The organism is Ideonella sp. A 288 (genome assembly GCF_002198735.1).
In the GTDB taxonomy this organism is placed as follows: Bacteria; Pseudomonadota; Gammaproteobacteria; order Burkholderiales; family Burkholderiaceae_C; genus Pseudaquabacterium.
In genome coordinates this window covers 30322-44491 of sequence record NZ_MWLO01000121.1, presented here as the reverse complement: position 1 = coordinate 44491, position 14170 = coordinate 30322, and the positions used below count along the sequence as shown (strand labels likewise).

Annotated in this window: 9 protein-coding genes; 5 read left to right on the top strand and 4 right to left on the bottom strand. The window is 68.7% G+C overall.

What is annotated here, in order from left to right; all coding sequences use genetic code 11:
* Positions 1–155: 155 nt before the first annotated feature.
* Positions 156–1076 carry a LysR family transcriptional regulator gene (locus tag EOINJALH_RS13540; RefSeq protein WP_088280891.1) on the bottom strand — a complete coding sequence of 307 codons (921 nt, stop codon included), beginning with the start codon at positions 1074–1076 and terminating at the stop codon, positions 156–158.
* 168 nt (positions 1077–1244) lie between these two features.
* Here EOINJALH_RS13540 and EOINJALH_RS13535 point away from each other — a divergent pair, with 168 nt between their 5' ends.
* Genes EOINJALH_RS13535 through EOINJALH_RS13515 form a run of 5 tightly spaced genes read left to right on the top strand, consistent with a single transcriptional unit; the run spans position 1245 to position 6604 of the window.
* Positions 1245–2414 carry an ABC transporter substrate-binding protein gene (locus EOINJALH_RS13535; RefSeq protein ID WP_088280890.1) on the top strand — a complete coding sequence of 390 codons (1170 nt, stop codon included), beginning with the start codon at positions 1245–1247 and terminating at the stop codon, positions 2412–2414.
* Positions 2415–2423: 9 nt separating this feature from the next.
* Positions 2424–3428 (top strand): ABC transporter ATP-binding protein, encoded by a 1005-nt coding sequence (locus EOINJALH_RS13530; RefSeq protein WP_088280889.1) that lies wholly within the window; start codon positions 2424–2426, stop codon positions 3426–3428.
* Complete coding sequence (locus EOINJALH_RS13525; protein WP_088280888.1) at positions 3425–4366, top strand: ABC transporter permease; 942 nt, start codon at positions 3425–3427, stop codon at positions 4364–4366. The genes EOINJALH_RS13530 and EOINJALH_RS13525 overlap by 4 nt, the downstream gene beginning before the upstream one ends.
* Positions 4356–5141 carry an ABC transporter permease gene (locus EOINJALH_RS13520; RefSeq protein WP_088280887.1) on the top strand — a complete coding sequence of 262 codons (786 nt, stop codon included), beginning with the start codon at positions 4356–4358 and terminating at the stop codon, positions 5139–5141. Before EOINJALH_RS13525 ends, EOINJALH_RS13520 begins: the two co-directional genes overlap by 11 nt.
* A 23-nt stretch (positions 5142–5164) precedes the next feature.
* Positions 5165–6604, top strand: coding sequence for a gamma-aminobutyraldehyde dehydrogenase (locus EOINJALH_RS13515; RefSeq protein ID WP_199873372.1), 1440 nt, complete (start codon positions 5165–5167; stop codon positions 6602–6604).
* A gap of 376 nt (positions 6605–6980) precedes the next feature.
* Here the strand turns inward: EOINJALH_RS13515 and EOINJALH_RS13510 are convergent, their stop codons facing one another.
* The 3 genes from EOINJALH_RS13510 to EOINJALH_RS13500 form a co-directional block, all read right to left on the bottom strand.
* On the bottom strand, positions 6981–8552 hold the full coding sequence (locus EOINJALH_RS13510; RefSeq protein WP_088280886.1) for a DUF1501 domain-containing protein: 1572 nt from the start codon (positions 8550–8552) through the stop codon (positions 6981–6983).
* 16 nt (positions 8553–8568) lie between these two features.
* Positions 8569–10587 carry a DUF1800 family protein gene (locus EOINJALH_RS13505; protein ID WP_234413829.1) on the bottom strand — a complete coding sequence of 673 codons (2019 nt, stop codon included), beginning with the start codon at positions 10585–10587 and terminating at the stop codon, positions 8569–8571.
* A gap of 195 nt (positions 10588–10782) precedes the next feature.
* Positions 10783–14028 (bottom strand): AAA family ATPase, encoded by a 3246-nt coding sequence (locus EOINJALH_RS13500; RefSeq protein ID WP_158219759.1) that lies wholly within the window; start codon positions 14026–14028, stop codon positions 10783–10785.
* Positions 14029–14170 lie beyond the last annotated feature (142 nt).

Here is a 14170-nt window from a genome sequence, read left to right as displayed (position 1 = left end):
CTGCATGGGGTGTTGCACCAGATCATCACCCGACTGATGAAGTTGCTCACCCGTGGGCGGTGTTGATGGAAGAGGAGGGTTCGACCTGCCTGGCCGAAGACGACGGCGATTCGGACAAGGACCCGCGACGCGGACGGGCGATCTCCTGCGCAGTCTCAGGAACGGCGGGACCGCGAGGACTCGCGCGCCACTTCGATGAACTCCGCCACGACCGGCTTGAGCGCCAGCCCGCGCCGCCACACCAGACCGACGTCGACCGTGGGCAGTTCGTCGCGCAGCGGGCGAACGTCGACATGCTCGGCGTCCAGCGTCCAGCGGCGGTACAGGAAGTCGGGCAGCACGCTCACGCCGGCACCGGCGCCGACCAGCGAGCGCACCGCCTCCAGCGACGAGGTGCGCAGCAGCGCACGCGGCTTGAGCTGGTGGCGGGTCCAGGCAGCGCGCATCAGGTCGTCGATGCGGTCGGCCTCGAGCACCACCTGGTCGTGCGCGGCGCAGTCGGCCAGGCTCACCTCGTCGCGCACGGCCAACGGGTGGTCGGAGGCCATCCACACGCGGCTGGGGCTGCGCGTCAAGGTCTCGACCATCAGCGCCTGCGGATCGCCCAGCGCGTTGCACACCATGATGGCCACGTCGAGTTCGCCGTTGATCAGCAGGTGCTCCAGGAAGGTCGGGCTGTCCTCCACCACCTGCACGCTGACGCCGGGGCACAGGCGACGGTAACGCGACAGGCGTTCGCTGAGGTAGTAGCCGGCCACCAGGCTGGTCACGCCGATGGCCAGGTGGCCGACGATGCCGTCGGCCTCTTCGCCCTGGCGCAGCCGCGTGGCCTCGGCCACGGCGCCGATCACCCGGTGCGCACCGGCCAAAAAGCGGTGCCCCTGCACCGTCAGCGTGATGCCCCGGGGGCTGCGCTCGAACAGCCGCTGGCCCAGTTCGTCCTCCAGTTCCTGCATGCTCTTGGTGACGGCGCTTTGCGCGATGTTGAGCATGCGCGACGCCGCCACGACCGAGCCGCTCTCGGCCACGGCGATGAAATAGCGGAACTGCCGAAGGGTCACGTGGGACAGGGCCATGTGCCGACATTCTCGTGCTGCGCCGAGGCGTTCGGGCGCCAGGGCTGCGGGTTTCTCTCGATATCTCCAATGTCGATGGCCTGACCCCGCTCGATTGAATTTCACCACGCCGCAGGCCCGGCCCTATCGTGTGCTCACCTGTCGATTCAACCGACCCCAGGAGGCTCCATGTCCCGCAGCACATTCATCCTCGCGGCCGTGGCCGCGGTCACGCTGGCCGCCCATGGCCTCGTGTCGGCGCAGAAGGCGCCGTTGGCCAAGATCGGCAAGGGCGAAGGCCAGGTCGACATCGTGGCCTGGGCCGGCTACATCGAGCGCGGTGCCACCGACAAGAATTTCGACTGGGTGACCGACTTCGAGAAGAAGACCGGCTGCAAGGTCAACGTCAAGACCGCCGGCACCTCCGACGAGATGGTGGCGCTGATGAACGAGGGCGGCTTCGACCTCGTCACCGCCTCGGGCGATGCCAGCACGCGGCTGATCCGCGGCAAGAAGGTGCAGCCGATCAATGTCGGCCTGATCCCCAGCTACAAGAACATCGACCCACGGCTGCAGAAGGCGCCCTGGCACTTCGAGGGCAACACCCACTATGGCGTGCCCTACCAGTGGGGCTGGAACGTGCTGATGTTCAACACCAAGGTCTTTGCCGACAAGCCGCCCACCAGCTGGAGCGTGGTGTTCGAAGAGACCACGCTGCCCGATGGCAAGAGCAACAAGGGGCGGGTGCAGGCCTTCGACGGCGCGATCTACATCGCCGACGCGGCGCTGTACCTGATGAAGAAGAACCCGGGCCTGGGCATCAAGGACCCCTACGAGCTCAACGAGACCCAGTACAAGGCGGCGCTCGACCTGCTGCGCGGCCAGCGCAAGCTGGTGGGCAAGTACTGGCACGACGCGTTCGTGCAGATCGACGACTTCACCAATGAAGGGGTGGTCGCTTCGGGCAGCTGGCAGTTCCAGGCCAACATCCTGAAGAGCAAGAAGGCCCCGGTGGCCAGCGTGGTGCCGGTCGAGGGGGCCACCGGCTGGGCCGACAGCACCATGCTGCACGCCGAAGCCAAGCACCCGAACTGCGCGTACATGTGGCTGGAGCATTCGCTCAACCCCAAGCTGCAAGGTGACCTGTCGGCCTGGTTCGGCTCGGTGCCAGCGGTGCCGGCCGCCTGCAAGGGCAACAAGCTCCTGGGCGACGACGGCTGCGCGCGCCAGGGCTACAACGACTTCGAGAAGATCAGCTTCTGGCGCACCCCCGTGGCACAGTGCAAGAGCCAGAACAACGCCTGCGTGCCGTACCACAAGTGGGCGTCGGACTACATCGCAGTCCTGGGCGGCCGTTGAGCTGATCCGATGACGGCAGCGGTCCAGCTCGAAGACGTCGAATGCGTCTTCGGCAGCGGAGACACGGCCGTGCGCGCCGTGGATCGCGTCAACCTGACCATCGAGGCCGGCGAGTTCTTCACCCTGCTCGGGCCATCGGGCTCGGGCAAGACGAGCTGCCTGCGCATGATCGGGGGCTTCACGCTGCCGTCGGCCGGTCGCATTCGCATCGGTGGTGCCGACGTGACCTCGCGGCCGCCGTACCTGCGCCCGGTCAACACCGTGTTCCAGGACTACGCGCTGTTCCCGCACATGAGCATCCGCGACAACGTGGCCTACCCGCTGATGGTGCGTGGCGTGGCCAAGGCCGCACGGGCGCAGAAGGCGGACGAACTTCTGGCCCTGGTGCAGCTGCCGGGCGTGGGTGAGCGCCGGCCGGCCCAACTGTCGGGCGGCCAGCGCCAGCGGGTGGCACTGGCGCGCGCGCTGGTCGGCCAGCCCCAGGTGCTGCTGCTGGACGAACCACTGGGCGCGCTGGACCTGAAGCTGCGTGAGCAGATGCAGAGCGAGCTGAAGGCGCTGCAGCGCCGCTTGGGCATCACCTTCCTGTTCATCACGCACGACCAGCACGAGGCGCTGTCGATGAGCGACCGCATCGGCGTGTTCAATGCCGGGCGGCTGGAACAGGTGGGCACGCCGGCCCAGGTGTACGACACCCCGGCCACGCGCTTCGTGGCGCAGTTCGTCGGCGCGGCCAACGTGTTGGAAGGCCAGGCGGCGCAGCGCCTGACCGGCCATGCCGGCGCGATGCTGCGCCCCGAACGCATCCGTCTGGGTGACGCTGCCGGTGCGCGCGCCAGCGGCACGGTGTGCGAGGTGCAGTACTTCGGCGCCTTCACCCGGCTGAGGGTCGACGCCGGCGGCGCGCTGCTGCAGGCCGACCTGGCCGCCGAGGCCGGCAGCGCGCCTCCCGAACCCGGTCGCCCGGTTCACCTGCACTGGGACGAACGCGCGGTGCACCCGCTGCGGCCATGACGGCGCTCGCGCTGCAGGCCCTGCCGGCGCCCACGCTGCGGCGCCGGCTGTCCGACCTGCTGTACCACCGCCGCGGGCTCCTGCTGCTGGCCCTACTGGGCCCGCCGCTGCTGTGGTTCGGCGTCATCTACCTGGGCAGCCTGTTCGCGCTGCTGGCCAATGCCTTGTTCCGCCTGGACGACTTCACCGGCCAGGTGGTTCGAGAGGTCGGCATCTCGAACTTCATCGCGCTGCTGGACGGCGCCAACCTCGACGCCGCACGCCGCTCGATCGGCATGGCGGTGGCGGTCACGCTGGCCTGCACCGTGCTGGCCTTCCCGGTGGCGCTGGTGATGGCGCGCACCGGCGGCGCCACCAAGGCCGTGCTGTACATCGCGGTGATGCTGCCGCTGTGGAGCAGCTACCTGGTGCGGCTGTACGCCTGGAAGCTGCTGCTGGCCAAGGAGGGCGCCATCCACTGGGTCACGCAGCAGCTGCACCTCACCTGGGTGGTCGACGCGCTGCTGGCCACCCCTTTGATCGGCGGGCCCAGCCTGAGCTTCTCGACCTTCGGCACATTCGTCGTGTTCGTGTACATGTGGCTGCCGTTCATGATCCTGCCGCTGGTGGCCGCCATCGAGCGCATCCCGGCCAGCACGCTGGAAGCCTCGGCCGACCTCGGCGCCCACCCTGCCACCACCTTTCGCCGCGTGGTGCTGCCGCTGGCGATGCCGGGCGTGGCTGCGGGCTCGATCTTCACCTTCAGCCTGACGCTGGGCGACTACATCATCCCGCAGGTCATCGGCGACTCCACGCTCTTCATCGGGCAGGTCATCTACCGCCAGCAGGGCGTGGCCGGCAACATCCCCTTCGCGGCCGCCTTCTCGCTGGTACCGATCGTCGCCATCGGGCTGTACCTCTGGTTCGCGAAACGCCAAGGAGCGTTCGATGCGCTCTAGGCTGCTGACCCCATCGGCCTGGGCTGTGGTGATGTTCCTGCACATCCCGCTGGCGCTGATCGTGCTGTATGCCTTCAGCGCGGAAGACAAGAGTTATGTCTTTCCGCCGCCGGCGCTGACCACGCGCTGGTTCGGCGTGGCCTGGGAGCGCGACGATGTCTGGGCCGCCATCCGGCTGAGCTTCGAAGTCGCCGCCTGGAGCACCGCCGCCGCACTGGTGCTGGGCACGCTGGCCGCCGGTGCGCTGGCGCGGGCGCGGTTCTTCGGCCGCGATGCGATCTCGCTGCTGTTCATCCTGCCCATCGCGCTGCCGGGCGTCATCACCGGCATCGCCTTGCGCAGTGCATTCCACACGATGGAGATCCCGTTCTCGTTCTGGACCATCGTGATCGGCCACGCCACCTTCTGCGTGGTGGTGGTGTTCAACAACGCCGTGGCGCGGTTGCGGCGCCTGAACCCCAACCTCATCGAGGCCAGCATGGACCTGGGCGCCGACGGCTTCCAGACCCTGCGCTACATCGTGATGCCGCAGCTCGGTTCGGCGCTGCTGGCCGGCGCGCTGCTGGCCTTTGCGCTGAGCTTCGACGAGGTGATCGTCACCACCTTCACCGCCGGCCAGCAGACCACGCTGCCGATCTGGATGCTGCAGGAGCTGATCCGCCCGCGCCAGCGCCCGGTCACCAACGTCGTCGCGGTGGTGATCATCGGACTGACCTTTGTGCCCATCCTGCTGGCCTACACCCTGACCCGGGCCGACGAACCTGCCCACCGTTGAACCCCCTGCCGAGGAGCCCCACCATGGCCGACCTGACCCTGCCCACCCAGCTGTTCATCGATGGCGCATTCGTCGCCGGCGAGGGCGAAGCCGAACGTGTGCTGAATCCCGCCACCGGCGCGCTGCTGGTCGAGGTGCCCGAAGCCTCGGTCGAGCAGGTGCACAAGGCCGTGTCGGCTGCGCACCGCGCCTTCGATGGCTGGCGCGACACCACGCCGATGGAGCGCTCGCGCGCGCTGCTGAAGCTGGCTGATGCCATCGAGGCCGAGGCCGAGACCTTCGCCCGGCTGGAGTCGCTGAACTGCGGCAAGCCCTATGCCCGCGCACTGGGCGACGAAATCCCGGCGGTGGCCGATGTGTTCCGCTTCTTCGCCGGCGCCTGCCGCACCCTGACCGGGCCTCTGGCCGGCGAGTACCTGGCCGGCCACACCAGCCTGATCCGGCGCGACCCGCTGGGTGTGGTGGGCTCGATTGCGCCGTGGAACTACCCGCTGATGATGGCCGCCTGGAAGACTGCGCCGGCACTGGCGGCGGGCAACACCGTGGTGCTCAAGCCCAGCGAGCAGACGCCGCTGACCGCCTTGTGGCTGGCCCGCGTGGCGGCCGACATTTTTCCCAAGGGCGTGCTGAACATCGTCACCGGGCGCGGCACCTCGGTGGGGCAGCCTCTGGTAGAGCACCCCAAGGTGGCGATGGTCAGCGTGACGGGCGACGTGTCCACCGGGCGCAAGATCCTGCAGGCCGCCAGCGGCACCCTCAAGCGCACCCACCTCGAACTGGGCGGCAAGGCGCCGGTGATCGTGTTCGACGACGCCGACCTCGCCGCCGTGGTCGAAGGCCTGCGCACCTTCGGCTACTACAACGCAGGGCAGGACTGCACGGCCGCGTGCCGCGTGTACGCCGGAGCCAAGATCCACGACAAGCTGGTGGCCGACCTCAGCAGCGCGGTGCGCAGCATCAAGATGGGCACCCAGGACGAGGACGGCGTGGAAATCGGCCCGCTGATCAGCGAGCGCCAGCGCAACCGCGTCGCCAGCTTCGTCGAGCGGGCGCAGATGACCGGCCACATGGAAGTCACCGCAGGCGGCAAGACGCGGGCCGGCAGCGGCTTCTTCTACGAGCCCACGGTCGTGGCCGGCGCGCGGCAGGAGGACGAGATCGTCAAGCGCGAGGTCTTCGGCCCGGTGGTCAGCGTCACGCGCTTCACCGACCCCGAGCAGGCGATCGACTGGGCCAACGACTCGGACTACGGACTGGCCAGCAGCGTGTGGACGCAGGACGTGGGCCGCGCGATGCGCGTGGCGCGTTCGCTGCAGTACGGCTGCACCTGGATCAACACCCACTTCATGCTGGTCAACGAAATGCCGCATGGTGGCCTGAAGAGCAGCGGCTACGGCAAGGACATGAGCCTGTTTGCGCTGGAGGACTACACCGTGGCGCGGCACGTGATGGTCAAGCTGTAGCTTCAAGTCGTCTTGATTCGATCCTTGGCATCCGTCGGTGCACTGGCCTCAGTCGGGCCGGGTGTAGGCCGCGCGAAGTTGCCAGTCGGGAGCAGAAACTGGCTGAGTCGAGCCAACGAAGGCTTCAGACTCGTCGACTGAAACCTGTCGTTCGGGAACTCGCAGCGGCCAGGCTTGCGTGCGCTGGGCGACCGGCCGCTGTGGGTCGGTACCGAACCTCGGCCGAGCACGGAACGGAAGCTGTCTCTGGCCAGTTCCAACATGAGCGAGGGCCAAGTTGCCGCCGGGCTGCCGTCTTCCGGCAGGTACCGAGGGCGACGCAAGGCACGGGCTTTGTGTCGCCATCGAGAGCCGTCGCTGGTCCAGGCCCGCCGCATCAACTCGTGAAGCCCAGATTGCGCACCCCCGTGTTGAAGTTGGCCAGACTCGGAAACACCTCCAGCGCCTGGCTGTCCGACAGGCCGAACCAGCGCCCGAGCGTGGCGCCGAGCTGGTCGACCGACGTGGTGGGCAGCAGGGCACCGTTGCGCACCTGATCGGGGCTGTCGAACTCGCCCGTGCTGGAGTTTCTGGCAACCAACTTGGGGAAGCTGCCGTACAGGTCGCCGCCGCGCACCGCCCCGCCCATCACGAACTGGTGGGCGCCCCAGCCGTGGTCGGTGCCGTCGCCGTTGCTGGTGAAGGTGCGGCCGAAGTCGCTGGCGGTGAAGGTGGTGACGTTGTTGCGCGCGTTGATGGCGCCCAGCGCGGTGTCGAAGTACGCCATGGCGTGCGCTACGCGCGCCATCAGGTCGGTGTGCTGCGGGTTCTGGTTGCTGTGCGTGTCGAAGCCCCCCAGGCTGACGAAGAACACCTGGCGCCGCACGCCCGTGGCGCCCGACACGCCCGCCTGCACGAGGCGCGCCACCATCTGCAGTTGCTGCGCCAGCGGGCTGAACACGGGGTTGCCGTTGGTCGGGCTGAGGACCTGGAGCTTGGGGTCGGCGCTGGGGTTGTAGCTGCCACCGCCGGCCGGCGGTGTGCCGAAGGCCGGGTCGCTGGCCGGGCGCAGCGCGCCGCGCAAGATGCTTTCGGAATCGATCGAGCGGGCGGCCGTCGCGGCCACGTCGGCCTCGAACACATGGCTGCCTTGGGCGCTTCGGGCGATGTTGGCCAAGGCATTGGCCACGGTGGCGGAACCATAGACGAGGTTGTTGGTGTCGGCCCCCAGGCGCAAGGCGCCGGCCCCGCTGACCTGGTACTGGCGCACGCTTTGCCCGGACAGCCACACTGCGCTGCCCGAGGCCGAGATCGCGGTGAACACGGCCCTGGCATTGCCGCCCACCACCATGTCGGCGATGCGGCCGCCCCAGCCCTGGGTGGCCCCCTCGGGCATCATGGTTTGCCAGATGCTTTGCTGGTCGTTGTGCGAGAACAGGCGCGGTGGCCGCGGGTGGGCGGGTGTGTTGTATTGCGCCTTGGTCGTGGGGGCGACCAGCGGGCCGATGTTGGCGACGATGGCCAGGCGCCGATCGGTGTCGAACATCGACTGCAGCCGGGTCATCAGCGGGTGCAGCGCGTACGTGCGGCCCTGCGGGTTGGTGGGCACGATCGGCAGCACACCGCCCATTCGCGCCGCCGAGCCCGCGCTGGCGCCCGGATTCGGCGGTGTGCCGGGTGGCAGCAGCGCGATCGACGAGCGCATCGCGGTATAGGCCGCCCAGGTGGCGCTGTCGGTGGGCAGCACCATGTTGAAGGCGTCGTTGCCGCCGAACATGAACAGGCAGACGATCGCGCGGTAGTCGCCCACACCCTGCGCCGCGGCCGAACCGGCCGCCAGCAGGTTCAAGGCCAGCGGCGCGCCCGCACCGGCCGCCAGCGACAGCGCGCCGGCCTGGCGCATGAACAGGCGCCGCGACGCCTGGTGGTGAACCGCGGGCGCGCCCGGGATGATCTTGGGGTGTGTCATGGTTGTCGACTCCTGGTTACTTGAGCACCACGAACTCGGGAGCGGCCACCGTCAACAGGATGGCGGTGTTGATCCGCTGCCGCCTGGCTGCGTTGATCTGGCTCTGCGAGCTGCCGCTGCCGGGGATGGCGATGCTGTTGACCGCGTTGATGATCTCGGTGCGGCGCGTCGCGCTCATCGCGCCATAGGTCAGGCGCGTCGTCACCCGGTCGACCAGGGCCGGCACGTCGGTGGCCAGCGCCAACTCGGCGTTGTAGTCGCCTTGCAGATCGCGCCCGTTCAGGCTCGAGCCCGATGAACGGCCGACGCCGGCGCTGATGCTGTCGCGCATGTAGTTCACGTAGCCTGCGACGCTGGTCTCGTTGAGGATCTGCAACTCGGGTGCCACCAGGTTGCGCGCCGCGCTCAGCGTGCCTGGGGCCACGTAGCCGGGCCGGTAGAAATTGAACACCGAAGGTGAATGCAGCGGCGCCTGGGCCAATGCCGTGCCCGGGTTGAGGGTGACCTCCATGTCGAACTTGCCCGAGACGCTGCGGTGCGGGAAGGCGCGCATGAAGGCCGCGAGTCGCAGCACCGGCTCGCGCACCTTGCCCGACGTGTCGCTCACCATGCGGGCCTCGGGGTGCAACAGCACCGCCTTGAGCACCGCCTTGAAGTCGCCCCGCACACCCGCACCGTTGTTGTTGAACGCGCCCGCCACGGCGCTCACGTAGGCTGGGCTCGGGTTGCTGGTGGTGAAGCGCTGGATCAGCTGCCGGCCGATGAAAGGCCCGACATTGGGATGCGCGGCCAGGCGATCGAGCGCGATGCGCAGGCTCTCGGCCGCGCTGGTTCCGGCCGGGATGGTCGTGCCGAGGAAGGACTTGGCTTCGACGCTGTGGTAGTCCGGGTAGGCGACCATCGGCCGCAGGTCACGGTCTGCATAGTCCCGGTTGCCGTTGTTGGATTCGCCCCGCAGGAAGCAGCCCCGGTCGGAAGGGACCGGGCATGCCCAGCTCCAGCCGGTGAACACCTTGGCAAGCTCCGACACATCGGCCGGGGTGTAGGTCTCCAGCGCTGCGCCGTGGCTGCCGGTGCGCGGGCGGCCGTCGGGGTTGAGCTCCACCAGGCCGATGCTGAACAGTTGCATCACCTCGCGCGCATAGTTCTCGTCGGGCACGCGGCCGGTGGTGGCATCGGCCTTCTGGTTGGCGATGTGCGTCAGGTAGATGCCCATCATGGGGTTGACCGACACGCTCTGAAGCAAGTCGCGGTAGTTGCCGAAGCTGTGCGTGTTCAGCATGTCGTGCCAGGCGGCGACCGCGCGGTCGTGGTTGTCCACGTCGCCGTCTTCGAGGGAGATCACGAAGATCTGCGACAGCGCATAGGCCATGCGCAGGCGCAGCTGGTCCTTGCCCGTCAGCGCGTTCTTCCAGAAGGCCGCCACCACCTCCTTGTCGTCGCCGTCGTTCAGGGTCTCGAAGAACGCCTGGTGCGTGCCGCTGCGTGGCATCGTGAACTGTTCGTCGATCCAGGCCGAGTACCCGACGGCCATCAGGCGGTCCAGGTCGGCATCCACGGGCCCGAAGGTGGCTTGCGCAAGGAAGCGCGCGGCCTCGTTTCGGTTGGCGGGCTTGTCGGTGCCCACCGGCGGTGGCGGAGGAGGAGGCGGCGGAGGAGGAGGAGGCGTCACGGCGCCAATCACCGTCAAGGTCAGCGTGGCCGTGGCACCTGCGGGGCCGCTCCCGCCGCTGCCTGCGTGGGGTTTGGCGTTGATGACGTAGGTGCCGACCGCCGGCGACCACTTAGCGTAGAGCGGGCCGCTGTTGCCCTTGTAGGCATAGGGCGCGGTGTTCTCGGTGCGGGAGCTGCTGCCGTCGGTGAACACCACGCTCTTGACGTTGCTGGCATTCGCGCGCAGGTTGATGCGCGGCGTGCTGGCCATCGAGACCGTGCCGCTGGAGACGAACGTGGCGATGTCGGCGCCGGTGTCGGCGTTGACGACGGTAAAGCTGCTGACCGTCTGCGATGCCGCCCACTGGGGCAGCCACAACATGGCGGCACTCAAGGTGGCAGCACGAACACGCGATGGCTTCATCTGGAGACTCCTTGTGACGGGGCTCGCGACACGAGCTCTGGCAAACAGTCTCTGGGGCCATGCGTTTCACAAGCGCTTCAGCGCAGCCTTGCGAACAGATCACACAAGCCGCTTGCACGCCTCACGTTTGGATGCACGCCGTCGGCGCATGCGTCAACGCAGGGGCTGCAGATAAACGGCTTGCTGGTCGCTGTCCAGGAGCAGGCGGTTCACCACCACGTGGCGTGTGAAGCCTTCTTCGGCGCCCGGCGGCAGGTGCTCAAGCGCGTGGCGCACCCAGCGCTGCGCCACATGCACCAGGGCATCGGCCTCGCGCGCATCGCGACGCCGGATCAACCGTGCGCAGCGCACAAGTCCCTCGGGAAGATAAAGCATGGCGTTGGTACAGCCGCGCCGCAGCAGCCGGGCGGATTCGGCCGCGGCGGCGGCCCACTGCGGGGCTTCGGCTTCCGCGCAGACCTCCGCGATCTCGAGCAAGGGCTTTGCCAGCTTGTAGCCGCCGACGTTGTGGCGCCGCAGTTGTGCCAGCAAGGCGTTGGCGCCAGCCAGCCGCTCGGCCAGGGGCTGGGTGCGCAGGGTGATCTCCCACGCCAACAGCTCCAGGTTGACGCCACTCACCCCGAATTCCCGCGCCCGTTCCAATTGCTGCCGCAGGCTCGGCAAGGGGTCGCTTCCTTCGAGCTGGTCGAGCTCCGCGCGCGCGTGCCCATGGACGACCTGGGTGGCGAAATGTTCGCGCAGCGCCTCGGGGCTGACCTGGCCGAGCTGCGCCTGGGCTTGTCGCAGGTTGCCCATGCGCAGGTGGAGCAGCGCCAGATAGATCAAGCGCTGCAGGCGCGCAACCTGGCCGTCAACGGACATCAGCAGTTGATGCGACAGCGCGTAGTGCCCGGCACTCAATGCAATCTTGCCGACCAGCAGCGGATCCGGGAAGGCCTGCGTGTCTTCGCCGCCCGCCGATCGCACCCGCGCCGCCCGGCCGTAGTGATTCATGGATCGCGTGACATTGCCTAGGAACGCTTGCAGGCGGCCGATGAGTGCGGACGCGTCGGCCACGGTGGCCATGTCATGTCGCTGCCGCGCGAATCGCCAGCGGGCGGCCTGGGCCTTGATCCCCTCGACCGGGTTGTCATAGATGCCGAACTGATGATCGTTCTGCATGCGCACGCGCTTGACCGACGGCACATCGGGCAGCCCTGCCAGCGCATGACGGGCGCGGCGCAGGTGCGCGTGGGGCATGCCGGTCAGGCTGACCGCGTGCGCGGCCAGCTCGTGTTCCACGAATGCGCGCTCGATGCCGCGATCCGGCATCCGTGCGGCGGCCGGCTCCAGGACGTCGTAGGCGGCCTTGGGGGACAAGTCGATGACCCTGCGACTGCGTGCGGTCTCGAAGGCGATCCAGGCCGCGGCGTCGGCTCGCCCTGGCAGACGCTCCACGCGCTCCCGCAATGCACGAACACGGCGCCAGATCTCGTCGGGCACGAACTCGCCCACGCTGACGCCGATCTCGGCCATACACCAAAGGTGGGCCAACAGCACCTCGTCGCTGGCGCGTTCGAGCAGACTGAGCATCGCCAGCTCTTGCTGCGCGGTGGGCAGCCCGGCGGCGCTGACGCTGTAGAGCTGGTGTATCGCATGCGGCAGCGCGCGATCGGCAGCGTCTGCAGCCAACCAGTGCCTGAGCACCGAAGCGCCCTGCATGCCCTGGCCTTCGAGGTACTGGGCCACCTGCCCATGCAGCACCCGCAGGATCGGCTGTGGCAGTGCCGCCAGCACAGCGTCCTGGATCAGGTCATGGGCCAGCCCTTGGCCAGCGAACAGCCCGCGTTGTTCCAGTTCGCGCCATGCGGGCATCAGCGCCAGCGCCGTGTGCTGCGACACCGCCGCGGCCAGCTCGACCGTGAAGTGCTCGAGCGCCACGGCAGCCACCGCGGCCAGCTGTTGCGCGGCCTCGCTGCAGCGCTGGAGCCTGGCGGCCAGCAGGGCCTGCAGGTCGGCTGTGCCGGAGGCTTCGCCCTGCTCCAGCGCTTGTCGCGCCAGCTCGATCACGAACAGCGGGTTGCCGCCCGTGCGCTTGTGCAGATGCTGCGCCAACACACCGGCCTGGTCCGTGCGCGGCGCCGCATCCATCGCCGCCAGCAGCGCCTGCACGCCCGACAGCGACAGCCGGGGCAGCTCCATGCGCTGTGCCCTGTGCTGCGCTTGTGCCTGCGTCACCGCGTCATCCAGCACCGCCTGGACCTCCCCGCTGCGGTGCGCCATCAACAGGGCCGGCGCGCGCTCGCCGGCAACGGCCGCGCTTTCCAGCAAGGACGAAAACGCCGCCTGCGACGCCGCATCGGCGTACTGCACATCGTCCAGCACCAGCACCCGCACCCCCGCATCGCCCAGGCACCGGAACCAGTGCCGCAACGCCGCGTGCAGCCGTGGCGCCGACAGCGCCGCGTCGCTCGGCTTGACCTCTGCAAAGGCCAACGGCGCCAGGCGGGCCAGTTCGACCTGCTCGGCCAAGCCGACGCGGGGCCTGCGCCGCGGCTGGACCTCTTGCAGCAGTTGCGCCAGCGCCGCATACGGCTCCTGTCCGAGTGCGGCATGCAGTGCCACATGCTCCGACTGACCTTCCGTCATTGCCGACAGCCGACGCAACAGCCGCGTCTTGCCCACCCCAGGCTCACCCTGCACCACCACATGCACGCCTTGCCCGAGCGCCGCCCGCGCCTGGGCCAACACCGCTTCACGTTCGACGAGTGGGTGGCGCGCTGCAGCGGATGGTGTCGTGGGCTCGTCGGCATCTGCGCCCGGCAACGGCTGCCCCCCTTGCGTGGCGTGCAAGGCCTGCTGCTGGAGGATGTGCAACTGCACCATGCGCGTCCGCTCGCCGGGCAGCACGCCGAGGTGCTGCTTGAACAGCGATTTGCAGTCCTCGTACGCGGCCAGTGCTGCCGCGCGGTCGCCTGCGCGCGCCAGCACCTCCATCAGCCGCCGATGCCCATGCTCGCTCAACGGATCGAGCTGCACGCAGGCTCTGGCCAGTGCGATGGCTCGTGTGTGTCGCGCGAGGGCGAACGCTTCGGTCAATGCCTCGCCCAGTTGTGCAAGTTGCGCTTGCTTCAGCCGCTTGCGCGCGCTCCCCAACCAGGCCAGCAGGTCCTCGCCCGCGTGGGCCTCCACGCCGGCTTCGGCCAGCAGTTCGCAGCGTGCGGCTCCGCCTGCCGCCAATGCGGCCAGCACCGCATCGGCGTCGTGCAACTCGACGTGCGCCCGCGACCTGTCGAGTTCCAGGTGCTCTGTTCCCACCAGCAGCTCGCCGCCGAATCGCTGGTTGATGCGGTGCGTCAACACCCTCAGGTTGCTGCGCGCCTGCGCGGGGTCGGACTCTGGCCACAGCAGCGCCGACATCCGCCGCCGATCCGCACGGCCTTCCAGCACGACCCAGGCCAGCACCACCGCCGCACTGCCCCTCAACTCATAACCACTTCCATCGGCGCTCACCACGGCGACCGAAGACCCAATGCGAAGGCGGGAAGCTCCACCCACCCCC

What these genes read in the sequence shown, in the direction of transcription:
- EOINJALH_RS13540 (WP_088280891.1), bottom strand. Translation starts at nt 1,076, where the DNA reads ATGGCCCTGTCCCACGTGACCCTTCGGCAGTTCCGCTATTTCATCGCC.
- EOINJALH_RS13535 (WP_088280890.1), top strand. Translation starts at nt 1,245, where the DNA reads ATGTCCCGCAGCACATTCATCCTCGCGGCCGTGGCCGCGGTCACGCTG.
- EOINJALH_RS13530 (WP_088280889.1), top strand. Translation starts at nt 2,424, where the DNA reads ATGACGGCAGCGGTCCAGCTCGAAGACGTCGAATGCGTCTTCGGCAGC.
- EOINJALH_RS13525 (WP_088280888.1), top strand. Translation starts at nt 3,425, where the DNA reads ATGACGGCGCTCGCGCTGCAGGCCCTGCCGGCGCCCACGCTGCGGCGC.
- EOINJALH_RS13520 (WP_088280887.1), top strand. Translation starts at nt 4,356, where the DNA reads ATGCGCTCTAGGCTGCTGACCCCATCGGCCTGGGCTGTGGTGATGTTC.
- EOINJALH_RS13515 (WP_199873372.1), top strand. Translation starts at nt 5,165, where the DNA reads ATGGCCGACCTGACCCTGCCCACCCAGCTGTTCATCGATGGCGCATTC.
- EOINJALH_RS13510 (WP_088280886.1), bottom strand. Translation starts at nt 8,552, where the DNA reads ATGACACACCCCAAGATCATCCCGGGCGCGCCCGCGGTTCACCACCAG.
- EOINJALH_RS13505 (WP_234413829.1), bottom strand. Translation starts at nt 10,587, where the DNA reads ATGTTGTGGCTGCCCCAGTGGGCGGCATCGCAGACGGTCAGCAGCTTT.
- EOINJALH_RS13500 (WP_158219759.1), bottom strand. Translation starts at nt 14,028, where the DNA reads ATGTCGGCGCTGCTGTGGCCAGAGTCCGACCCCGCGCAGGCGCGCAGC.